Annotated in this window: 22 protein-coding genes and 1 pseudogene; 17 read left to right on the top strand and 6 right to left on the bottom strand. The window is 56.1% G+C overall.

Annotation, left to right across the window (positions count from 1 at the left end; translation table 11 throughout):
• The coding region (locus LIO98_RS08595) for an FGGY-family carbohydrate kinase (protein WP_291955551.1) at positions 1-306 on the top strand (306 nt) is incomplete at its 5' end.
• 74 nt (positions 307-380) lie between these two features.
• Here the strand turns inward: LIO98_RS08595 and LIO98_RS08590 are convergent.
• The 3 genes from LIO98_RS08590 to LIO98_RS08580 all read right to left on the bottom strand — a co-directional run bounded on the left by LIO98_RS08590 (position 381) and on the right by LIO98_RS08580 (position 2,923).
• Positions 381-917, bottom strand: a complete 537-nt coding sequence (locus tag LIO98_RS08590) for a chromate transporter (RefSeq protein WP_291955548.1) — start codon at positions 915-917, stop codon at positions 381-383.
• Positions 904-1,476 (bottom strand): chromate transporter, encoded by a 573-nt coding sequence (locus LIO98_RS08585; RefSeq protein WP_291955545.1) that lies wholly within the window; start codon positions 1,474-1,476, stop codon positions 904-906. Before LIO98_RS08585 ends, LIO98_RS08590 begins: the two co-directional genes overlap by 14 nt.
• 118 nt (positions 1,477-1,594) lie before the next feature.
• Positions 1,595-2,923: a 4Fe-4S binding protein gene (locus LIO98_RS08580; protein ID WP_291955543.1), complete on the bottom strand. Its 1,329-nt coding sequence runs from the start codon at positions 2,921-2,923 to the stop codon at positions 1,595-1,597.
• A gap of 211 nt (positions 2,924-3,134) precedes the next feature.
• On the opposite strand from LIO98_RS08580, the gene LIO98_RS08575 reads away from it, so the two are divergent.
• From LIO98_RS08575 to LIO98_RS08545, 7 genes are all read left to right on the top strand, one after another.
• Positions 3,135-4,760, top strand: a complete 1,626-nt coding sequence (locus LIO98_RS08575) for a SulP family inorganic anion transporter (RefSeq protein ID WP_291955541.1) — start codon at positions 3,135-3,137, stop codon at positions 4,758-4,760.
• Between the two features lie 65 nt (positions 4,761-4,825).
• Positions 4,826-5,701 carry a bifunctional 5,10-methylenetetrahydrofolate dehydrogenase/5,10-methenyltetrahydrofolate cyclohydrolase gene (locus tag LIO98_RS08570; RefSeq protein WP_291955539.1) on the top strand — a complete coding sequence of 292 codons (876 nt, stop codon included), beginning with the start codon at positions 4,826-4,828 and terminating at the stop codon, positions 5,699-5,701.
• Positions 5,702-6,072: 371 nt separating this feature from the next.
• Positions 6,073-6,201 (top strand): hypothetical protein, encoded by a 129-nt coding sequence (locus tag LIO98_RS08565; RefSeq protein WP_291955537.1) that lies wholly within the window; start codon positions 6,073-6,075, stop codon positions 6,199-6,201.
• 22 nt (positions 6,202-6,223) lie between these two features.
• Positions 6,224-7,063, top strand: a complete 840-nt coding sequence (locus LIO98_RS08560) for an ABC transporter substrate-binding protein (protein ID WP_291955647.1) — start codon at positions 6,224-6,226, stop codon at positions 7,061-7,063.
• A gap of 115 nt (positions 7,064-7,178) precedes the next feature.
• Positions 7,179-8,279, top strand: a complete 1,101-nt coding sequence (locus tag LIO98_RS08555) for an ABC transporter ATP-binding protein (protein ID WP_291955535.1) — start codon at positions 7,179-7,181, stop codon at positions 8,277-8,279.
• Positions 8,272-9,978: an iron ABC transporter permease gene (locus LIO98_RS08550; protein WP_291955533.1), complete on the top strand. Its 1,707-nt coding sequence runs from the start codon at positions 8,272-8,274 to the stop codon at positions 9,976-9,978. Before LIO98_RS08555 ends, LIO98_RS08550 begins: the two co-directional genes overlap by 8 nt.
• A gap of 2 nt (positions 9,979-9,980) precedes the next feature.
• Positions 9,981-11,036 carry an ABC transporter ATP-binding protein gene (locus tag LIO98_RS08545; protein ID WP_291955531.1) on the top strand — a complete coding sequence of 352 codons (1,056 nt, stop codon included), beginning with the start codon at positions 9,981-9,983 and terminating at the stop codon, positions 11,034-11,036.
• Between the two features lie 166 nt (positions 11,037-11,202).
• On the opposite strand, the gene LIO98_RS08540 is transcribed toward LIO98_RS08545, so the two are convergent.
• The 3 genes from LIO98_RS08540 to LIO98_RS08530 all read right to left on the bottom strand — a co-directional run bounded on the left by LIO98_RS08540 (position 11,203) and on the right by LIO98_RS08530 (position 13,290).
• Entirely contained in the window at positions 11,203-11,559 is a 357-nt protein-coding gene (locus LIO98_RS08540) for a hypothetical protein (RefSeq protein WP_291955528.1), read from the bottom strand.
• A gap of 64 nt (positions 11,560-11,623) precedes the next feature.
• Positions 11,624-12,463, bottom strand: coding sequence for an aminotransferase class IV (locus LIO98_RS08535; protein WP_291955526.1), 840 nt, complete (start codon positions 12,461-12,463; stop codon positions 11,624-11,626).
• Between the two features lie 179 nt (positions 12,464-12,642).
• Positions 12,643-13,290 carry a CatB-related O-acetyltransferase gene (locus LIO98_RS08530; protein ID WP_291955525.1) on the bottom strand — a complete coding sequence of 216 codons (648 nt, stop codon included), beginning with the start codon at positions 13,288-13,290 and terminating at the stop codon, positions 12,643-12,645.
• A gap of 526 nt (positions 13,291-13,816) precedes the next feature.
• On the opposite strand from LIO98_RS08530, the pseudogene LIO98_RS08525 reads away from it, so the two are divergent.
• The 9 genes and pseudogenes from LIO98_RS08525 to LIO98_RS08485 all read left to right on the top strand — a co-directional run.
• Positions 13,817-15,387 (top strand): annotated as a pseudogene (locus LIO98_RS08525) (EAL domain-containing protein); the annotation flags it as partial.
• Between the two features lie 60 nt (positions 15,388-15,447).
• Positions 15,448-15,963 carry a PAS domain-containing protein gene (locus LIO98_RS15425; protein ID WP_363304192.1) on the top strand — a complete coding sequence of 172 codons (516 nt, stop codon included), beginning with the start codon at positions 15,448-15,450 and terminating at the stop codon, positions 15,961-15,963.
• A gap of 81 nt (positions 15,964-16,044) precedes the next feature.
• On the top strand, positions 16,045-16,404 hold the full coding sequence (locus LIO98_RS08515) for an Hpt domain-containing protein (protein ID WP_291955521.1): 360 nt from the start codon (positions 16,045-16,047) through the stop codon (positions 16,402-16,404).
• A gap of 80 nt (positions 16,405-16,484) precedes the next feature.
• Positions 16,485-17,051: a biotin transporter BioY gene (locus LIO98_RS08510; RefSeq protein WP_291955518.1), complete on the top strand. Its 567-nt coding sequence runs from the start codon at positions 16,485-16,487 to the stop codon at positions 17,049-17,051.
• Positions 17,038-18,006, top strand: a complete 969-nt coding sequence (gene bioB / locus LIO98_RS08505) for a biotin synthase BioB (protein WP_291955516.1) — start codon at positions 17,038-17,040, stop codon at positions 18,004-18,006. Before LIO98_RS08510 ends, bioB begins: the two co-directional genes overlap by 14 nt.
• Complete coding sequence (bioD, locus tag LIO98_RS08500) at positions 17,999-18,694, top strand: dethiobiotin synthase (RefSeq protein WP_291955513.1); 696 nt, start codon at positions 17,999-18,001, stop codon at positions 18,692-18,694. Before bioB ends, bioD begins: the two co-directional genes overlap by 8 nt.
• Positions 18,691-20,037 carry an adenosylmethionine--8-amino-7-oxononanoate transaminase gene (gene bioA / locus LIO98_RS08495; protein ID WP_291955510.1) on the top strand — a complete coding sequence of 449 codons (1,347 nt, stop codon included), beginning with the start codon at positions 18,691-18,693 and terminating at the stop codon, positions 20,035-20,037. The genes bioD and bioA overlap by 4 nt, the downstream gene beginning before the upstream one ends.
• A gap of 304 nt (positions 20,038-20,341) precedes the next feature.
• Positions 20,342-21,883: a transporter substrate-binding domain-containing protein gene (locus LIO98_RS08490; RefSeq protein ID WP_291955508.1), complete on the top strand. Its 1,542-nt coding sequence runs from the start codon at positions 20,342-20,344 to the stop codon at positions 21,881-21,883.
• 80 nt (positions 21,884-21,963) lie between these two features.
• A complete protein-coding gene (locus LIO98_RS08485; RefSeq protein ID WP_291955506.1) occupies positions 21,964-23,178 on the top strand; it encodes an ATP-binding protein in 1,215 nt (404 codons plus the stop codon).
• Positions 23,179-23,202: the final 24 nt, after the last annotated feature.

The raw sequence follows: 23,202 nt of genomic DNA, 5'->3' as shown, positions 1-23,202 counted from the left end.
GTCGTGATCGGCGGCGGTGCCAAGAGTCCGCTTTGGAGCCAGATCGTCTGCGACGTATTCGGCCTGGAGGTCAAGCAGCCCGCGAACGCCGAATCCTCCTTCGGCGGCGCGCTGCTGGCGGGAGTCGGCGTCGGGGCCTTTGCGAACGAGCTGGAGGCCGCTGGGAGATGTATCCGCATGAAGCGGACATACAGGCCCGATCCGGACAATCACGCCAAATACGACCAGCTGTTCGCAATTTACAAAGAGGTGGCGCAGACCATGCCGCCGGTATGGGAGAAGCTGGCTCAGATCGCCAACGACTGAGAACCGGCTGTAAATAACTGAAAGAGTAAAACGATAGATGCCGGCCTATCCCGCTTAAGGCGCGGAGGCCGGCATCATTGTATCCCGAAGCAGAGCAGCCCCAGCGCCGCGCTGAGGCCGATCACCTTCGGCACGCTGACACGCCACCTGAGCATCAGTACCAGGTCCAGCAGGCCGATCGCGGCCAGCGGCAGGTCCACAAAATTATCTGAGGCATAATTTGTTATGCCGAGCGACAGCGTCACCCCCGTGATCATGCCGACGCAGGACGGACGTACGCCGGTCATTATCTGCGTCATGCGGCGGTTTCGCTTGACGCGGTCGAAAAAGAGGGCCGCGGCGGCGGTGAGCGTCAATGTCGGAGAGAGCACGCCGAGGTTGGCGGCCACCGCGCCGGCGATACCGGCCGCCTTGATGCCGGCGAAGGTCGCGCAGTTGGGGCCAAGCGGCCCCGGAGTCATCTCGGCGATCGCTATTATGTCGGAGACTTCGCCCGCGCTCATCCATCCGTGCGAGATCATCTCCGCGTTGATCAGAGGGATCATGGAGAGCCCGCCGAAGCTGGTGAAGCCGATCTTTACAAAGCTCCAGAAGAGCTCAATCAGCACCACGCGCGCCGCCTCCTCTCTTTTCAGAACATACTCCAATGGCGATGCCGGCCGCGGCGCCGAGGATGACGATCCAGACGCAGCTTACGTTAAAGACGAAATAAAGCAGAAAGGCGACTCCCGCCAGCGCGAAGCAGACAGGGCGGGGAAAGGCGCCGCGCGTCAGATTGAGCGCGCCGACGGCGATGATGGGGACGACGGCGGCGCGGATGCCGGTCATGGCGGCGGTCACCAGCCGGCTGTTTTTAAAGGCGGAGTGGAAATGTGTGATCACGGCAAGCAGGATCAGCGGCGGTATCACCATTCCCAGGAGCGAGGCGACCCTGCCGGGAATACCGGCCTCGCGGTAGCCGTAGAGAAAGGCCACATTTCCCACGAAGGCGCCCGGCAGGCTGCGCGCGACGCCGGTGATGTCCAGAAGCTCCTCGCTGGAGATTCTCTCCTCTTCTTCAACAAATAGCCTGTGCATCTGCGCGACGATACTCAGCCCGCCGCCGAAGGTGAAGCAGCCGAATTTCATAAACCGGACGAAGAGCCCGGCGACAGTTCCGCAGCGTTCCATCGTACGCCCCCTTTACCGGAAATAAAAAACTGCGCGGGCCGACGCGACGGCCATATCCGCCAGTCCCGCATAAATGACCGGAACTTTGATTTTTGCCGGATACGGCCTTCTCCCCGCGCTATCTGTCGGAGGGGGGCTCTTCGCCCGCCGCGCGCGAGATCAGCATCTCAAGGTATCTGGACTTGAGCTGGGCCTGCGCAAAAGAGCGCTGGAGGCCGGGCAGTTTGAGGATCGCGCCGAGGACTCCGCCGAGCAGACGGTGGCTGAAAAGGACTTTGTTGTCGAAGATCAGCTCCTGCAGCTTGCCGCGCTCCGTCGCCATCGCGACGACCTTGTGGGTCGTGTCGAGCGGCGTTATCATCCGGTTGGGACGCGGCTCAAGCTGTAACGCCTTCGTCGGGCAGTGCTTGATGCAGACGCCGCAGCCGATGCAGCGTTCAGGAATGACGCGCGCCCTTTTCACGCCGTTTTCGCGCGCCGTTCCCTCGGAGGACAAACCGGCGGCGTTTTTCACCTCCGTCATCTCAATGGCGTTGACGGGGCAGATTTTTTGGCATTTGCCGCAGCCGACGCATTTAGACTCTTCGATCCTGGAGATGTAATTCGAGCAGATCGTCTGCGCGACGCCGAAGCGCTTGATCGCGAGCAGCGCCTCGCAGCAGCATGAGCAGCAGTTGCAGATGAAGTTGACGCGGCGGCGCACATTCTCCCCGAACTGCACGAGGTTGTGGTCGTAGGCCTGCGCGAGCAGGTCGCGGCACTCCGCGGCATCCACCTGGCGCGCGTGGCCGTGCTTGATCAGCGTCGCCGCCGTGGTGTTGAAGGTCATGCAGATGTCCATCGGCGCGTCGCAGACCGTGCCCGCGTGCAGCGCCTTGTGGCGGCAGTAGCACATGCTGACGCCGATGTGCGAGGCGGTGTCGATGACATTTGTCGCGCGTTCGTAGTCGAGCACGTGAAGCGCGTATTCGTCCGGTATCTGCGGCTCCTGCGGGAAGATGCGCCCCATCTGGATGTCGCCGCCGCAGACGAGGTCACGCATGAAATCCTCCTCGACAGTGATGTACTGGTAGAAAAGTTCGCTGAGAGTCTTCTGGTCGATATCCTCGCGTACGCGCATCAGCGAGAATTCAAAGAATCCTGCCATCGGCGGCGGCACGGCGTATATCTGCCTGCCGTCCTGCTCGATGTCGACGATGATGGCGCGGCGGGCCAGCTCGTCAAGCGCCTTCTGCGCCTCGCAGTCCGAAAGTTTCCATATCTCAGCCGCCTGGTGGGCGCTGAAGGGCTTTATCGGAAGCTGGGCCATCAGCCCCGCCTCCTTCTCCGTCATCAAAATTTTCAATATATCAAAAAGCAGCTTCGATTCGGGCGCGCCCTGCGGGAATCTGTTGAGCCTCTCCGCGAGGCGGGAGTAGGGCGACCCATGAGTGTGGTTGTGTGCCATAAAAAAACCTCCTGCACTTGATTTTCCTGATAAATTATACCTCTTACCGCCCGTGATGGTGAATGTGTGACTTAACCGCTTATCACAGAATTACGCTGATTATTGTTATCTTTTTCTTTAATTCATTAAAATGTTGATAAAATGAATACTTTTCCGTATCATAGGCAAATGTGTTTTTTGTAAGATGTTATTTGCAGGAGGACGGTATTTTATGTTTGATAATTACGTTCAGATACTTAGGAATGAGTTTCATGGCTACAACGCCGACAGATTGGCCAGGGACTTCAGCGCGGGAATGACGGTTGCCGCCGTCGCGCTGCCGCTGGCGCTGGCCTTTGACGTAGGTAGCGGCGCGGATGCCGCGGCTGGACTTATCACCGCGATAATCGGAGGGATGGTCATGAGCCTCTTTTCAGGGGCCTCTTTCCAGATATCCGGGCCTACGGGTGCGATGTCGGCGGTGCTTGCCATCGTTGTTGCGCGCTATGGCATAGACGGTCTTTTTGCCGTCAGTTTTATAGCCGGTCTCATCCTTTTGCTACTTGGCGTCTTTAAGCTGGGAAAATTTATCTCTCTGATCCCTGCGCCGGTTATAACGGGATTTACCTCTGGGATCGCGGTGATAATCGCGCTGGGGCAGATAGACAACATGTTCGGTACGGTATCGAGGGGTGAGACGGCGCTGGAACGCCTTGCCTCCTATTACACGTTAGGTTTCAATATAAATTACGCCGCGCTCTTCGTCGCGTTCATCGTCATTGGAGTGATGGTCTTCTGGCCCAAAAAACTTGCGGAAAAACTCCCCTCCTCGCTTGCCGCCATCGCGATAGCGGCGATTATCAGCGCTGTGTGTGGATTCGATGTTCCCACTGTAGGTGCCATTCCGCGCTCTCTTGTCTCCGACGCGCGTCTGTCATTTTCGGGCATAGATTTTTTCCGGCTTCCTTCGATGATCTCTCCGGCGATCACGATCGCCGCACTGGGGATGATCGAGAGTCTGCTGTGCGGCGCGAGCGGCCAGCAGATAACGGGCGGCAGGTTTGACGCCAATCAGGAGCTGATATCGCAGGGTATCGGCAACATGATTATACCGCTGCTCGGCGGCGTGCCGGCGACGGCGGCGATCGCGCGCACCAGCGTCGCGATAAAGTCTGGCTGCCAAACGAGGCTTACAGGGATATTTCACGGCGCTGGGCTGCTTGCTTCGATGTTCTTTCTCAGCCCCGTGATGTCGGCGCTACCGCTTTCCGCGCTCTCCGGGGTACTGATGGTTACGGCCTGGCGCATGAACGAATGGCACGCGATAAGGAGGATATTCTCCAGCGGCTTCAAGAGCGCGCTCCTGCAGTTTCTCATCACGATGGTCTGCACGGTGGTATTCGATCTCACGGTGGCGATTGTGATTGGGATCGAGTTCGCGATGATTGTCTTCATCCTCAAGGCGGCGGAGATAAACATATTCTTTTCGAAGGTGCTGAACAGTAAGCTCCGTGGGCGTGACGATGATGTTGAGGCGATACACGGCGAAGCCTACATGGCCTATATCACCGGCATCGTCTTTTTCTCCAACGACGACAAGCTTGTGAAAAGTTTTCGTGATCTGCCGCACTGCGACAAGGTGATAATATCGCTGCGCGGCGTGCCACTGATAGATTTTGTCGGCGCGACAACACTGATAGGCATCATTGGAGAGCGGCAGCGTGCGGGTACCACGGTGCTTCTTTGCGGAGTCCATCCAAAGGTGATGCAGACGCTGGAACGCTGCAATATCTATGAGGCGCTGCCGCGGGAGTATATCCGTGCCAGTGTGGATACGGCGTTATTTGGCGAAGATTAGACGCTGTATGCTACAATATAGCGCAGATTATTGTTTTACTTTTAATGAAAGATGGGAATAGGTAAATGACAGATATTTTAAAGGGAAAACCCGTTGTGGACTCTCTTAACCTTCATCTGAAAAGCAGGAGCGAAGAGCTGCGGGCGCTGGGCGCGGAGCCGAAGCTCGCGATAATCAGGGTGGGAGAGAACAATGATGACATCACCTACGAGCGCAGCGCCGTTAAATGCTGCGAAGCGGCGGGAGTCGGCATAAAGAAATTTCATTTTGAAGAGTCGATTACGCAGGAAGAGATCATCGGGCTTGTTCATTCGATAAACGCCGATATCTCCGTCCATGGCGTGCTGATCCTGCGTCCGCTGCCGGCGCACATAGACGACCGCGCCGTCTGCCGCGCCCTCGCGCCCGAGAAGGACATCGACGGCATCACGGAATATTCGATGGCTGGACTCTACTCCGATAAAAAGATCGGTTTTGCCCCCTGTACGGCGGAGGCCTGCATCGACATGCTCGACCACTACAACATCCAGATCGAGGGCAGGCGCGCCGTCATCGTCGGTCGCAGCTTCGTCGTCGGCAAACCGGCCGCGATGATGCTGCTGCGGCGCAACGCGACAGTAACCACCTGCCACACGCGGACGACCGGGCTTGCGAAGATCTGCCGCGAGGCCGACATCCTCGTCGTCGCTATCGGAAAGGCGAAGCTGCTTGGCGCGGATTATCTCTCGCCGAAGCAGGTGATCGTGGACATCGGGATCAACCTTGACGAAGAGGGAAACCTCTGCGGCGATGTGGACTACGGCGCAGCGGAGGGGCGCGTGAAGGCGATCACTCCCGTGCCTGGGGGGATCGGACGCGTCACCACGGCGGTGCTGGCGAAGCATGTTGTTGAAGCCTGTCAACTGAGCCTCGATAAACTTAAAAATAAACGGCAACAGTGAAAACATGGCGGAAGAGAGTGTTAAGGAAATCTTAAGAAAGCTCCTTCCGCTTTATATTTAGTAAGTTTATTCATAAATTAGATGTCATTTGAATAATAATTTTACATTTAACTTTTCGGCAATTGTAAAATATTAAAATCTTTCTATTTTATTTTCTCCTCTCTAGGTATATAATTTACATCTGAAAAAGGCAAGTTAATTATGTAACGATTCGTCTTTAGCCTTGGTACGTTACATTATGTGTTTATGCTATATCTCTATATCAATAAAGAATTAATTTCTGCCCGCCTTGTCCCGTCAACGGGTGTGGCGGGCGGAATTTAAGAAAGACGGAGGATATATCCTTCGGATAAATTCAAGGAGGTAACATCGTGAAAAAATTTTTTGCGGCAGCACTTCTGGTCTCTATGATTTTTGTTTCAAGCGCGGCTATGGCGGGAGAAAAACTCACCGTCTACACGTCGATGAAGGACTCCCTCATCGGAGCTTTGCAAGGATGAATTCCTTAAAAAGAACCCCGATATAGAGTTTGACGCCTATGTCGCGGGCGCCGGCAAGCTGATGGCGAAGATCGCCGCCGAGCGCGAATCAGGCAAGCTCGTCGTCGACGTCCTTTGGCACAGCGAAGTCCCCGACTTCTATCAGCTTAAGAAGGAGGGCGTGCTTCAGCCCTATAAGTCGCCCAACCTCAAGTATGTCGAAAGCCCCGTCAAAGAGCCCGACGGATATTTTACCCCCGTCCGCAACGGAACGCTCGGCATCGTCTATAACACCCGCTTTATCAAAACGGCTCCCAAAAACTGGAAAGATGTCCTCGGCAAGGACTATCAGGATGCCTTCGGCGTCGCCGACCCCGCCCTCTCCGGCACCGCCTACGGAAGCGTAGCGGCGCTTGTGAAGCTCTATGGCTGGAAGTATTTTGAAGACATCCAGAAGAACGGCGGCATCCTCGGCAAGGGCTCGGGCCAGGTCATCGACGACACTGCGATGGGCGACCTCGTGGCCTGCATCGGCGTCGACTATATCACGATGGCGAAGATAAAGAAGGGCGCGACGCTCGCGATGTCCTATCCGAAAGAGACGATCGTGCTTCCCAGCCCCGTAGCGATCATCAAGGGTACGAAAAACCTCTCCGCGGCGCAGAAGTTCATCGACTTCCTCCTTTCAAAGGAAGGCCAGCAGATCATTGCCAACAACTACACGCTGCCCGTCAGGAGCGACGTCGTGATGCCCAAGGACAGCCCCCTTCCGAAGCCGCATGAAGCGGTCGTCAACGCGATCAAGCTTGACTTCCAGAACATGAGCGCCGAGAAGGAAGGCACAATAAAGAAGTTCAAAGAAACAATGCGCCCCGGCAAGTAAAGAGCGCCAGGAGACCGCGGGCTTAGGCCGCGGCTTCGCAAGTATTTACTTTGATTCCCGGGGAAGGGCTGGCGACAGACCTTCCCCTATCTTATGACGAAAGGAGTTGTCTTGATTGGCAGAGGTAAAAATCGAACATGTACGCAAAGCCTACGGCCAGAAGGTCGTCTACAAGGATTTGAATCTGACGATAAACGACGGCGAGTGCTTCACGCTGCTTGGCCCCTCCGGCTGCGGTAAGACGGTCATGCTCCGCATGATCGCCGGCTTTGAGTCGCCCGACGCGGGAACGATAAAGATCGGCGGCGTCATGCAGTCCTCGCCGGCGGATAAGATAATGGTTCCGCCCGACGAGCGTTCGCTTGGCGTCGTCTTCCAGGATTACGCCGTTTGGCCCCATATGACGGTCAAAGAAAATGTCATCTATCCGCTCAAGATGCAGAAGGTGGAGAAGGGAGAGGCAGAGAGGAGGACGCGGGAGGCCATCAGCAACGTCAACCTCACGGGGCTGGAGGACAGGCTGCCCTCGCAGCTCTCCGGCGGACAGCAGCAGCGCGTCGCGCTCGCAAGGGCGCTCGTCGCCGAGCCGAAGATCATGCTGCTCGACGAACCGCTCACGAACCTTGACGCGAACCTGCGCGAGGAGATGCGCTTCGAGATCAGGGCCCTGCAGAAGAGGACCGGCGTCACCGTGCTCTACGTCACCCACGACCAGGAGATCGCGCTCGCCATCTCCGACCGCCTCGCGGTGCTCGACCAGCACGGCAACATCTGCCAGATCGGCACGCCGGTGGACGTCTTTGAAAACCCAGTCAACGCCTTTGTCTTCCGTTTCATGGGCATATCGAACATGATTCCCGTCGAAGTGCGCGGCGGCAAACTATACGCGAAAGGGACGGACGAGCTTCTCTCCGAAGAGGTGAAGGGCGAGGTGCCGGAAAATCCCGTCCTTGGCTGCCGCCCCTCGGATATCGACCTCCTGCGCGAACCGGAGCCGGGAGTGCCGACCGCGGTCGTGAAGCGTGTCAATCTGCTTGGCCCCATCGTTGACCAGCGCCTTGAATTCGCGGGCATGGAGCTCCGCTCGCAGATCGATACCCATAAGGCGGTCGACGGCAATCTGATCTTCAACGAGGGCGACCGCGTCGGCATCAGACTCGCGAACCAGCTGCTCTTCGATTCAAGAACTATGGAAGGAGTGATAGAGGATGCCTAGCGCCGGAACAAAGAAGTTCGGAATGGCGGAATTTATATTCCTCCTCTCCGTCCTGATACTTGTCGTGATCGTGGCCCTTCCGGTCGTCCTCATCTTCTGGACGTCATTCATCGTCGACGGACATCTCAACATGAAGGCCGTCATGGACACCATCATGCAGGAGGAGACCTTTCAGGCCCTCAAGATGTCGATCATGATCGCCGCCTGCGTTACCGTTACCTGCACATTCGTCGGCACGCTCTTTGCCTGGCTCGTGACGAGAACGGACCTTCCCTTCAAAGAGACGATGAAGGTCCTCTTCACCGTTCCCTTCATGCTGCCGGCCTTCATCGGAGCGCTGGCCTGGAAGATGCTCCTTTCGCCGCGCGCGGGATATATAAACCAGCTGTGGATGGCGATCACGGGGACGCGCCATGCGCTCTTCAACGTCTATGGATTCTGGGGGATCGTAATTATTGAGACGATGTACCTCTTCCCCTTCGTTTTCATCCAGGTGAGCGGCGCGCTTGAGCGTATGGACCCGACCCTTGAGGAATCGGCGCGCATCTCCGGCGCGGGGCTCTTTACGATCACGCGGAAGATCACGATACCGCTGATCATGCCCGCCGTCGTCGCGGGAGCGCTGCTGGTCTGCCTCTACTCGCTCTCGCACTTTGGAACGCCAGCCATCCTCGGCACCGAGGTCGGCATATACACGATCCCAACGATGATCTATGAGCTCATCCACCAAAGCGCCGGCAGCTTCACCGCCATCCGCGCCGCGACGGTGCTCTCGGTCGTCCTCGTCCTCTCCGCCGCGGTGATACTCTACGCGCAGAACAAGGTCATCAAGTCTGGGCGATTCCAGATAATCGCGGGCAAGAGCGTGCGCCCCACGGTGCTGAAACTCCGCGGCCTTCGTACGCCGCTCTTCATCTTCTGCTGCGTCTACCTGCTCATTACGGTCGTGATGCCGACGGTTACGATTTTTCTCGTCGGATTCCTCAACACCTACGGCCTGCCGCTGGCGCTGGAGAATATGTCGTGGGAAAACTACCGCTACGTCCTATTTGAGTGGAAGCTTACGAAGGACGCGATCTGGAACTCCGCCTTCCTCTCGCTCTCGGCGGCCTTTGTCACGATGATCGCTGGCGGCATCATCTCCTACGTCCTCGTCAAGCTGAAGGTGCGCGGCAAATGGTTCCTCGAATTCCTCGGCATGCTGCCCTTCTCGCTTCCCGGCACGGTCATCGCCCTTGGCGTCATCCTCACCTGGAGCGGGCGTTTCGGCATCAACCTCTATAACACCGCGTGGATAATATTCGTCGCCTACATAGCGCGCTACATGGCCTTCTCGCTGAAGTCCAACAGCGCCGCCCTCGAGCAGGTGCACGACTCGCTGGTCGAGGCGAGCCGCGCGAGCGGCGCCACCCCGTGGCAGTCGCTGCGCGACATCGTCATCCCGCTCATTCGCCCCGGTATGGTCGCGGCCTTCTTCCTCATCTTCCTCCCCGCGCTCCGCGAGCTGACGACCTCCGTCCTGCTCTACGGACCGACGACGAGGACGATAGGCGTCGCCATCTACACCCTTAACGAAGACGGCGAAACGGTCTACGCCTGCGCGCTCGCCGGCATCGCGCTGCTTCTCATCGTCGGCGGCGAAATACTCATCAAGCGCTTCTTTGAAAAGAAACGCCGCGCCGATAACGGAGGTGCTTAAAGATGGCTTATGTAGAACTCAGAGATGTTACTAAACTCTTCGGAACGGTGCGCGCCGTCGATAAGCTGAACCTGTCGATCGAAAAGGGCGAATGCTTCTCCTTCCTCGGCCCCTCCGGCTGCGGCAAGACGACGACGCTGCGTATGGTCGCGGGCTTCGAAGACCTAGACGAGGGTGAGATAGAGGTCGGCGGCAAGCTGATCTCCTCGAAGGCGAAGAACTTCTACGTCCCGCCGGAACACCGCGGCTTCGGGATGGTCTTCCAGGCCTTCGCCGTCTGGCCGCATATGACGGTCTACGACAATGTCGCCTTCCCGCTCAAGATAAAGAACCTGTCGCGTTCGGAAATAGAGTCCCGCACCAAACAGGCGCTTGAAAATACGAACCTCACCAAGCAGGCGCAGCTCTATCCCAACGACCTCTCCGGAGGTGAAAAGCAGCGCATCGCGCTTGCGCGCGCGCTGTCGATAAACCCCGGGCTGCTGCTCCTCGACGAGCCGCTCTCTAATCTCGACCCGCACCTCCGCGAGGAGATGCGCTTTGAGATAAAGGACCTGCAGCGCAAGTATGATTTCTCGATTATCTTCGTCACCCACGACCAGTCCGAGGCGATGGCGCTTTCCAACCGCATCATGGTCATGAGGGACGGGAAGACGATGCAGATCGACTCGCCGCTTAACATTTACGCCAAGCCGAAGAACCAGTTCGTCTTCAGCTTCATCGGCCTTTCGAACTTTATCAGCGTGAAGCTCACGGACGGACGCGCTGTCATCGAGAGCACCCCTGAAGCCGGAGCGCTGGAGAGCGATATCCCGCAGGAATTCGCGGGAGCGGCGAAGGCGACGCTCGCCTGCCGCCCCTCCGAGGTTGATTTCGTTCCCGAGGGCAAGGGTGTCAGAGGCGTCATCGACCGTATGGCCTACCTTGGCGAGATCGTCGACTACATCGTCAAGATCGGTTCCCAGGAGGTACGCGTCCAGAAGGGACGCCGCGAACCGCGCTTCGAGGTGGGACAGTCCTGTTCGGTGGCCTTCCCGCGCGTCGTCTGGTACGAATAGCGCCCCAATACAAAGTAATCCCGCAACTAAAGAGAGCGTCCGCCCATTTAACATGGCGGACGCTCTCTTACGTACAAAGATAAAGATTTCTTCACTCATACCGCCGGGGATCGCCGCCGTCTGTATAACGTAAGACAGCCCCGCCTCTCAGGCGGCGCGATATTTTTTAAAAGATATTTGAGACGAGAAAAAACAGCAGCGCCGCTAGCAGGAGGCCCTGTGTGAAAATGCACAAAACGAGCGGTAAGTTTCTGTAGAGCGGGCCTTTATCCGCGCTGCCTCTGCGGTGGCGCAGAGAGAGCCAAAGCAAGAGGGGAAGGCTCAGCGGGCTTGCCGCCGCGGCCATGGCGAAGGCGGCGAATATGGGGTAGCCGTAGCGAAAGGAGAGGGATATCAGAGGACCACAGCCGCCATCAGCCGGATACTGCGAGGTTATGACCACGGCAAATAATACCGTCAGCACGGCGCAGAACAGCGAATATACGATTGTAATGAGAAACGCGGCAGGCGGATATCTTTTCACAGGAGATAAAATGGCGGGGCACGACGAATATACGCGGCGCCCCGCCTTTCTGTTTATTTTGAAATCAGTCCATCCAGCGCTGCTGGTTTTTCAGGAATATATGCTGGAGGTTCTGCGCCACGGGACCGGGGCGGCCGCTGCCGATCTGCTGCGCGCCGACGCGCACGACGGGGAGTATCTCCTTGACAGTGCCGGTGATGAAGGCCTCGTCGGCACTGGCGAGCTCGCTCTCAAGCGGGCAGCGCTCCTCGACGGTGAAGCCGTTCTCCCGCGCTAGGGTGATGATGATGTCGCGGGTCACGCCTTTGAGGACCTTGCCGACGGGGGCGGTGATGATCTTTCCGTCCTTGCAGAGGAAGAAGTTGCTGCTCATCGCCTCGGTGATCTCGCCCTCAGGCGTGATATAAAGGGTCTCAAAATTCACCCGCTGGGCCTTTGAGAGCGGAATGAGGCCGAATAGGTAATTTGTGCTTTTTATGAGCGGGAATGGACGCGCGACGCGGTTCGGCTCGAGAGCGATACCGTTTTTCTTTTCCTCGTCCGTCGGTTTATGAACCTCGTCAAAGATTATGAAAAACCGCGGATGGGGGAAACTTCCCTTGTTGTTTACGTCCCCGCCGGTTATATAGGGTTTTACGAGGCCGTCGAAGTTTTTATTGTCAGGCTGTGCTAGCCCTTCGCGTATCAGCCCCGGGAGCTTTTCGATTATCTCTTCCGCCATGATGCCGGAGCCCGCGGCGCTTCCCGCGAGCCTCTCAAGATGCTGCTTCATCGCGAAGGGGGTCCCATCATATATCCTAATCGACTCGAACGCTCCTACGCCGCGCTGGATTGCCATGTCCGTCAGCGGCAGGGCGCACTCTGAAACGGGGGAGAATTTTCCGTTGTAATAACAAAGTACCACGATCTATACCTTCTTTCTTAATGATACCTCTACAAATTTACTGTAGAAGTATAACTCTAAATGGCCGATAGACAAGATATATTTTACAGTTTTTAAAAAATATTATGGCGCGCAAATCACCTGTCATGGCCCCTGCGGTTTATCGGCATGGCAGGGCTGCGTGCGCCCCTTATACCGTATCATAATCGCCAGTATGCCTTGACCAGCGCTTTGACGTCGCCGCGCCTTATGGCGGGCAGGAGCTGCCGGATCTGTTCAAAAGGCAGATCCCACCAGCGAAGAGCTTCCAGTTCATGGATAGTCTTCTGGTCAAAGCGCCTGCGGATAGGTTTGGCCGGAACGCCGCCCACGATAGTGTAGGGCTCCACGTCTTTGGTGACGACGGCCCTCGTGCCAATGATCGCTCCGTCGCCGATATGGACGCCGGACAGGATCACCGCCTCATACCCTATCCAGACGTCACTGCCGACCACGATATCCCCTTTATTATCCCACGCGGCGGTGACCTCTGAAATCGGGGTCTCCCACTCTTCAAAAAACAGTGGAAAAGGATAGGTGGAGAGGGAGCCCATCGTATGGTTTGCGCTGGTAAAAATAAACTTGGCCCCGCAGGCGATGGAGCAAAACTTTCCTATCAGCAGTCGGTCATTGTTAATAGGGTAGCGGTAAAGAACATTATTTTTTTCAAAATCCAAAGGGTCATTTACGAAGTCGTTGTAGATGGTGTACGCGCCGACCGATATGCCGGGCTCTCTGACGACGGCTTCTAAATAGACCGTTTGACGGTCGCCTGTACGCGGATATACCTTTTTTGCCGGAATAGACATTCTGCTGCCTCCTAATAAGTTTTTTTGAACGTTATTCCGGCTGAGACAATACAGCGTTTCACTCTATCACCTGTCCTTTTATGTCAGTCTGGCGGCAGTCTCCCGGCTGTCAGATTCGATCATGCCGCATCCTGTCAATTTATAATTGATTTTGAGTTAAAAAGAAAGCCCCATTGAAAGACTGCCGCCGAACTTCATATATTATTTTATGACTTGACGTTCCAATAAATGAAATGGAATTGGCAATCCCGGTCCGTTCTGACTTTCCCGTAAAAAGACTGCTTATGACGGAGAGACGGTGATTATGTATTTACCGGCTGATAAAACAATTCAAAACATTATCTGATAATTCTATTGTTTATTTATTAAACATTGTTGTTTAATTCTTCAAAATACAAATAAATATTGTAATGATAAGAAAAAATGACGTATAATTATGATTACCGGTATCGACTGAGAACGTTTAACTGTTATCTCTCACAGCGACAGGGATTGGTCGGTTGTCGGATATGGAGGGATTTATACGATGCCGGGGAAATATATTCTGGCTGTAGATGATAGCCTGATCAACAGGAAAATACTTTCAAAAATTATCTCCGGGGAATACTCGGTCATTGAGGCGGAAAACGGAGAAATGGCTATTGAGATCCTGCGCCGCCAATACAGCGAGATCGCGGCGATCATTCTCGACATAGTCATGCCGGTGATGGACGGCTATATGGTGCTTGAACGTGTCGCGGACGACGAGCGGTTCAGGAATATCCCCATCATCATCGCAACGGAAAAAAACGACAATGAGAGCGAAATAAAGGCGCTGCGTCTCGGAGCGTGGGATTTTGTCTCCAAACCGTACAACGGCGAGATTATAAAATTCCGCATCAAAAACGCCATTGAACGGAGCCAGCTTTATACGCTCCAACAGCTCCGCTACCTTGCGGAGTTTGACGAACTTACCGGCATATACAACAAAAATAAGTTTTATAAATCGACGCGCGAGATGCTCCTCTCCAATCCGGGTGCGGACTTTGTCCTGATCCGCTTTGACGTGGACCGCTTCCAGCTGATTAATTCATTCTTCGGCACTCAGGAGGGGAACCGGCTTCTTAAATATATCGCAAAAATGCTGAGCGGGTATGTCTCGGATAAACAACCATCGACCTATGGCCGGATAGAGGCCGATGTCTTTTGTCTCTGCTTCCCCTCCTCCTACATTGAGGATATTGAGACGTCGATGTCAAAGATACGCGATCTCGTGGCCTCGTACAACCTTAATTACGATATCGTACCCTCCTGCGGCATCTACTATATAACGGACCGCGGAATGCCGATCGAAATAATGTATGACCGCGCGACCCTCGCCGCGAAGCGGTGCAAGGGCAACTATGTCAATTTTTACGCCGTATACGACGGCAGCATGAGCGCGCAGATCGTACGCGAGCAGGAGCTTACGAATGAAATGTCCTCCGCCCTGGCCACGGGGCAGTTCCAGATATATCTGCAGCCGAAATACCATATCGCCTCCAACCGGCCCGTCGGCGCGGAGGTGCTGGTCCGCTGGTTCCATCCGCAGAAAGGGCTCATTTCGCCGGGAGACTTTTCCCGGTCTTTGAGCGCAACGGCTTTATACCGAAGCTCGACTATTATGTCTGGGAAGAGGCCTGCAAACTATTCCGCAAATGGGCCGACGAGGGACGGGAACTTTATCCCATCTCGGTGAACATCTCACGCGTCGATCTCTACAATCCGAGGCTTGCCGAAATGATCATCGAGCTCACAGAAAAATATGACCTGCCCCCAGAGCTTCTCAACCTCGAGCTGACGGAGAGCGCCTATACCGATAACCCGGTGGCGATGAGCGAGACGATGGCGAAACTCCAGGCGAGGGGATTCACGATCATGATGGACGATTTTGGCTCCGGCTATTCCTCTCTCAATATATTGAAGGATATCAGCGTCGACGTCCTCAAGATAGATATGCGCTTCCTCTCAAAGACAAAGATCCCCGGACGGGGAGAAAACATCATCGCCTCCGTCGTCCGTATGGCTAAATGGCTCCACATTCCCGTTATCGCCGAGGGCGTTGAGACGAAAGAGCAGGTGGACTTCCTGCGCGGCATCGGCTGCGAATATGTGCAGGGATTCTACTTTGCGAAGCCGATGCCCGTCGACGAGTATGCCGACCTGATAAAGAACAATGGGCAGCTTTCGCAGCCGGCCGCCGCCAGCTTTGAATTCAACGGCAATCAGATGTGGATATCCGACCACCGGATGGAGGAGCTCTTCGCCGACATGCTGCAGCCGGTGGCGATATATGAATTTGAAAATGATAAAATAGAGGCGGTGCGTGTCAACACGCCCTTCTTTGAACTTCTCGGCTATGACGACAGCTCTATAACGGGCGGAATGCCGCTTGACCTTATCGACCCCAAGTATCATGATAGTATAATTGATACCTTCCGGAGAGTGGCGGAGACGCATAAGGAAGAGGAGTGTGAATATCTGCGCCGGACGAGCGACGGCAAGTCGAAGTGGCTGCGGATCAGGCTGAAGTATATCAGCAAGATCGGCGCGCACCATATTTTTGTCGGCGTGCTGACCGATATCACCATTCAGCGTGAATTGGACATGGTCTTCATGCGGCTGAGCGGAGAACTGGGGAAAGAAGATAAATAAACGGGGCGGTTAACGATGCCATACCGAAAGATAGACTGTCCGTCTGGAAGGACGGGAGGTTTTTGAGAAAGGAAGAGCCGGATGATGAACAAATTATATGGTGAGCTTAAAAGTTGGGGCTGCGATGTTGACGGTGCTTTGGAAAGGGTGATCGGCGACGATGAACTTTATCTGGCCTGTCTGCAGAGTATCGCCCATGATGAGACCTTCTTTTCTCTCGGAGACGCGCTGCGTACCGGCGACAATGAGATGGCCTTCGACTGCGCCCATACGCTGAAAGGAGTGCTTGCCAACCTTGGCCTGACCCCAATCTACGATATCGTGGTACGTATTGTGGAGCCGCTTCGCGCGAAGAACACAGAGGGCGTAATGGATGAATATGAAAAACTGCTCGCCGCGCGTGAGCGGCTGGAAAAGACAATAAAAGAACATGTCAACTAATATTAAATTATAGGTTGACATAACTTTAAGCGGCATGGTAAATTCTCCTGGAAGAAAAATTTCTTTCAGGAGGATTTGTTATGTTAAAGGGCAGCCTTAATACCCGGCAGATGACGTTATGCGCACTCTTTACCGCGCTGATCGCGGTGGGAGCGCAGATAAAGGTGCCTCTGCCGGTCGTTCCGTTCACGCTTCAATTTCTCTTCACCACCCTTGCGGGGCTTTTGCTGGGCGGCAGGCTCGGCGCGTTATCCGTGGCCGTCTACCTCATCCTTGGCCTTGCGGGCGTGCCTGTATTTACCGAGGGCGGCGGTCCCGCCTATCTGCTGAAGCCCTCCTTTGGCTATCTGATCGGTTTTATGTTTGGCGCCTGGTCCACGGGGAGGATCGCCTCGCATGTCCGGCCGCTCAGCTTAAAAAGAGCCGCCGCGGCCTCGGCGTGCGGCCTTGCCGTCGTCTACGTCTGCGGCATGGTCTACTGTTATCTCATCTCTAACTTTGTCCTGGCGCAGCCGCTGAGCTTTGAGGCGCTTTTTATCTACTGTTTCCTGCTCGCCGTCCCCGGCGACATCCTGCTTTGCTTTGTCGGAGCGCTGCTCGCGGTACGTCTCGCGGAAAGGAGCCCGCTTAGCTATGCCCGTTCTTGAAGTTCTAAAAGATCATATTTTACAGGGCGGCGAAATATCTGCCGAGGCCGCTGTTGTTCTTCGCAGCGTTCCGCTTGCGGCCTTGTGCGCCGCCGCCGCGGAGATACGCGAAAAACGCTGCGGGAGCGGCTTTGACCTCTGCGCGATTGTGAACGCGAAGAGCGGGCGCTGCTCTGAGGACTGCAGGTTTTGCGCGCAGTCGGGCCGCTGTACGGCGGATATCAGCGAATACCCGCTGCTGCCGGAGGAGGCGGTAATTGCGGCGGCCCACGCGGCGCAGGCTGGCGGCGCGCTGCGCTTTTCGATCGTTACCTCCGGCGGCAGACTCTCGGAAGAGGAACTTGAGTCGGTCTGCCGCTGTGTCGTGAGGATCAGAGGCGAGACGGGGCTCTCTGTCTGCGCTTCGCTCGGACTGCTTGGCGTTCCGCAGTTCACGGCGCTCAAGAAGGCCGGAGTGGAGCGCATACACAACAACCTTGAGAGCTCGGAAAAGTTTTTTCCCAACGTCTGTACGACCCACAGCTGGCGGGAAAAAACGGCGGCGATCGCGGCGGCGCGCTCCGTGGGACTCTCCGTATGCAGCGGCGGCATCATCGGCCTCGGCGAGACGATGGAGGACCGCATAGATATGGCCTTCGAGCTGCGCGGCCTGGGGATAAGGTCTGTGCCGCTGAACGTCCTCAATCCAATCGCTGGTACGCCCTTTGCGAAAAACAGGCCGCTGACGGACCAGGAGATACTGCGTACCGTAGCGATATTCCGTTTTATCCTGCCGGAGGCCTCGATACGTCTCGCCGGCGGCAGGGGACTGCTCGCCGACAGGGGCTATTCATGCTTCAAGTACGGGGCGAACGCCGCGATCACGGGGGATATGCTGACGACGGCGGGAATATCGCCGCAAAGAGACCGCGAGATGATCGCCTCGCTGGGCTTCGAGGTGAGAAAAGATGGCTAAGGGGCTGTTTGTCACCGGTACCGGCACAGATGTCGGAAAGACCTATATCACGGCTTTGATCGTGAAAAAGCTGCGGGAGGCGGGGCTGAACGCCGGATATTACAAGGCGGCCCTCAGCGGCGCGGAGCGCAGGGAGGGGGCATTGATCCCAGGCGACGCGGAATTTGTCCGCCGTGCCGCCGGTATCGCGGGCGATCCGGCGGAATCAGTCTCCCGTGTCTACGAACACGCCTATTCGCCGCACCTCGCCGCAAAGATAGAGGGCGGTCCCCTGCGTATGGAGACCGTCAGGGAAGATTTCCGCCGCCTGTCGGAGAGATACGACCCGCTGACCGTTGAGGGCAGCGGCGGCATCGTCTGTCCGATATCCTTTGGCGAGGGGCCGCGGCTGATGCTTGAGGATATCATCCGCGGGCTCGGGCTTCCAGCCGTCGTCGTCTCCGGCTCGGGGCTGGGGGCGATAAACGCCGTCGTGCTCACCGTAGGCTACATGCGGACGCACGGCATGGAGCCACGCGCCGTGATAATGAACGATTGGGTCTCCGGCGGCATTATTGAGGAGGATAACAAAATGATGATAGAGGAACTTACCGGCCTTCCCGTCGCCGCGACTGTCGCGCGCGGCGCGGATGATATCGGAATCGAGGCGGCGGAACTGCTGAAACTTTATGGAGGAGATATAAGATGAACGCTCTCGCGGCGCGCGACCTGAAACATATTTGGCACCCATGTTCACAGATGAAGGATTACGAGGAGCTGCCGCCGATCCCGATCAGTGAGGGGCGCGGCGTATATCTCTACGGGTATGACGGCAAGGAATACATCGATATCGTCAGCTCGTGGTGGTGCAACCTTCTCGGCCACTGCCATCCCGTGGTAAACGCGGCGGTGAAGGAACAGATTGACCATCTCGAGCACGTCATCTTCGCGAACTTTACACACGAACCGGTGGTGCGGCTCTGCGAGGAGCTTGCGGAGATCATGCCGCCGGGGCTCTCAAAGTTCAACTTCTCGGACAACGGCTCCGCCTCCGTGGAGTGCGCGCTAAAAATGAGCTTCCAGTACCAGCACCAGAGCGGACATCCAGAGAAGAGGCGCTTTCTCTGCCTCTCCGAGGGCTACCACGGCGAGACGATCGGCGCCCTTTCCGTCGGCGCGATGGACCTCTACGCGAAAATATATAAGCCGATGCTAATGGAGACGGTGCGGGTAGAGGCCCCCGACTGCTACCGCTGCAAATACAGGCAAAAACGTGATAGCTGCCGCTGTGAATGCTTTGCCGACGCTGAGGTAAAATTTGCCCAATATGCGCAGGAATGCTGCGCGATCATCGTGGAGCCTCTGCTTCAGGGCAGCGCGGGGATGAGGATATACCCGCCGCTCTATCTGAAAAAACTCCGCGCGCTCTGTGACCGCTATAAAGTGCTTCTCATCGCCGACGAGATCGCCACCGGCTTTGGCCGCACGGGGAAGATGTTCGCCTTTGACCACGCTGGCGTGAGCCCCGACATTATGTGCATCTCCAAGGGACTTACCGGCGGCTATCTGCCAATGGCGGTCACCGTCGCCACCGACGTGATATACGACGCCTTCTACGACGATTATAGTAAGGGGCGCGCCTTCATGCACAGCCACACCTACAGCGGCAACCCGCTGGGCTGCGCCGCGGCGCTCGCCGTACAGCGCGTGCTGCGGGAAGATCGCGTGCTGGAGGGCGCCGCGGCGCGGGCCGTTGAACTGCACGCCATGCTGGAAAAGAGCTTCGCGTCCCATCCCAACGTAGGGGAGATACGCCATATCGGACTGATCAACGCCCTGGAGCTTGTGCGTGACGTAAAGACGAAGGAGCCCTTCCCAGCGCGTGAGCGCACCGGTTACCGGATATACAAAAAGGCGCTCGATCTGGGGCTTATACTGCGTCCGCTCGGCGATGTCATTTATTTCAATCCACCGCTGACGATCGGCGCGGATGCCGCGGCGCGCGCGGTGAAATTCTGCGAAGAAGCGGTCGCCTCCGTATTGGGAGACTGATTCTGTCGGTCCGCTAAGAGTTTTAACGGAACTAAGCTAAACTGAATATTTGCTTTGGCAATGTAAATGTAGCGGGGCAAACGCGTCACGTCTTTTGACGAACATTGAACGGCCCGCGATGCCGCCGCATGGCAACGCGGGTGCGCTGGCGGATGTTTTTCATACGTTTGCCCTATAAATGGAGGTGCTTGGCCGTTTTATATTATTGAAAAATGCTATAATCAATATATGAAGATGGAATATCATCGCGGGTCAAAGAAAGCTTTGATTCTTGGATATGCCCCTAAGCAGGGAGCTGGCGTTAATGTTTGAAGTGCTTGATCTGCCGTCAAAAAATAAAAAAGGCACGCCATATTCATGGAAGCCTTTTGTCCTGTGTATCCTTCTGTCGGTAATTATTCTCTCTTTGGCGGCGGGGAAAAGCTGCGCCATACCGCCGGAACCGTATGGCAGAGGTGCCACGGTGCGCGTGGGAGGCTTTATGGACGGCGGTCCCGAAATGCCGGAGGGCAGCAACGGTTATATTTACGAATACCTTTTGGCGCTGGCGCAGTTTACAGGCTGGAAGTATGAATTTATCGAAGGCACGCTGGCGGAGACCATAGAGCGGCTTGAGCGCGGTGAGGTAGACGTCGTAGGCTATCTGCGCAAAGACCAATACCGCGGAAACAGGTTGGACTTTTCCCCACTCTCTACCGGACGCAGCACTCAGTGTATTGTGGTAAGGAGCGACGACGGGCGCTTCGCCTACGAAGATTTCTCCTCTTTTAACGGCGCGCGCGCCACGCTCGTCATGGGCAGCCCCGATAATAAAAAATATCTTGATTACTGCCGGGCCAAAGGTTTTGCCACCCGCGACACTTTTTATCCCAGTTATAAGGAGGCCGTCGGCGCGCTGGCGGATGGAAGGGCCGACATTCTTTTTTCGGATAACTTCCGCCTTGGCAGGGGCCTCAAGATCGTTGCGCGCTTTGCCCCCGAAAGCTTCTACTTCGCGGTAAATAAAGAGAACGCCGCCCTTTTAGAAAAACTTAACCAGGCGCTCAACGAGCTTAACTTTTTTTACCCCAGCTTTAACTCCGACCTTTACAACAAATATTACGGCTCGGAGCGCGAGGCATCCGTCGTATTTACGCGCGCGGAGCGGGAATATATCAAAAGCGCCCCGCGCGTCGTTATACTCTATGACGAGACATGGTATCCAATGGAATACTACGACGCCAAGGAGAAAAAGTTCTTTGGCATCGTGCCCGATATCATCGCTCTGATATCCGAAAAATCAGGGCTTAAGTTCACGCCCGAGGGGATCAACGCGCCCGCGCCTGCTCTTACGAGCAAGATGAAAAGCGAGAAAAACATCGTCAGCTCCATGACCTATGACTATATATGGGCTACGAAAAACGGGGCGCATGTCACGCCGCTCTTTACCCAGGCCGCTATCGTCTGTGTGAAAAAGAGCCGCGCCGCGCCGGTCGACAGCGTGGCTGTGCTCAACCGCAACTATATCGCTTCCAACGTGCGCAAATTCGCCCCCGGCATGAAGTACGTCTCCTATCCCTCCACCCTTGACTGCATCAAGGCGGTCAAGAGGGGAGATGTCGGCTGTACCTTCATCAACGCCTACGAGGCAGGTTACTATTCATCCTTTGCCAAATACCGCAATCTCTACTACGAGGGAGTATCGGGAGAGACGCAGAGCCTATCTCTCGGAGTGTCGGCGGGAGCGGACCCGCTGCTATTCTCCATAATATCCAAGACGCTTGAAAGCCTTCCCGCGAGCGATATCCGCGATATCGTACGCCGCGGAACACGGAAAAATACTATCAGCCCAGATGGAGTGACATAATCTACACCGATCCGGAGAAGGCGGCCGCGCTGGCCGGCCTTTTTGCGGCCACCCTGGCGGCGCTGATCCTGCTCTGGTGCATGTATAGGATAAAGAAAGAAAAGAATCTTGAGCTTGAGCGGGCGAACGAAGCGAAGAGCAGATTCCTCGCCTCCATGAGCCACGAGATCCGCACGCCGCTCACTATGATAATCGGCATCAACGACGAGATCGCCGAATCATCGCCCACCGAAGAGATAAAGACTGCGAGCGAAAAGATCAAAAAAGCCTCGGAACATCTGCTTTCTCTGATAAACGACGTTCTCGACATGAGCAAGATAAACGAGGGCAAAATGGAGCTGCGCAAAGATTCCTTTGACCTTGCGGAGACGGTGCGCGCCGTCGGGGTGATCTACGCCGCCGTTGCTTCGCGGCAGGGGCTTGCCTTCCGGCTGGAATCGCCGGAGGGGAATCTGTTTGTAAGCGCCGATGAGCTGCGTATCAGACAGATACTGATAAACCTTATCTCAAACGCCATAAAGTACAACCGCCCCGGCGGAGAGGTTGCGCTTCGCCTTGAACTGCTCTCCAGGGACGAAAAAGAGCTCTCTGTGAGGCTGTCCGTGGAGGATACCGGTATCGGGATAAAGAAAGAGAACCTCGACGCGATATTCACCGAATTCGAGCAGGAGGGGCGCAGCGGCGGCGCCATCAAGGGCACGGGACTGGGGCTGGCGATCGCCTCAAAGATCGCCGCGATGCTTGGCAGCTGGATACATGTTGAGAGCGAGCCTGACAGGGGCAGCCGTTTCTGGTTTGACCTGAGGCTGGAGCGCGCGCTGCCAGCCGCCGGAACCTCGCGGGACGGACTTCCCGCCGAGGACGCCTATAAGGGGCGGAAGGTCATCGTTGCCGAAGACCACCCCATCAACGCGAGCATCGTGCGGCGAATGCTGGAGAAATTGGGAATAGAGTGCCTGATGGCAGAAAACGGCAGGATATGCGCCGACCTCTTCGCGGCCTCGGCCCCTAAAGAGATAGACGCCATACTCATGGATATCCAGATGCCCATCATGACGGGATACGAGGCGGCGCGCGCGATCAGGGAGATGAAGCGTCCCGATGCCGCCTCCGTCCCGATCATCGCGCTGACGGCCAACGCCTTCGACGAAGACGCCTCAAAGGCACACGCGGCGGGAATGAACGCCCATGTGGTAAAGCCGATAGAGATATTGGTCCTTTACAGAGTCCTAGAAAAGTTTTTCAAAGACAGCGGCTCCCCAGCGTCTAAAGGGCGCGGCGAGGGAAATAAATAAGAGACAGCCCCGACAGCCCCGCCA

The organism is Cloacibacillus sp., assembly GCF_020860125.1.
Lineage (GTDB): Bacteria > Synergistota > Synergistia > Synergistales > Synergistaceae > Cloacibacillus.
This window is presented reverse-complemented; position numbering and strand designations above follow the sequence as displayed.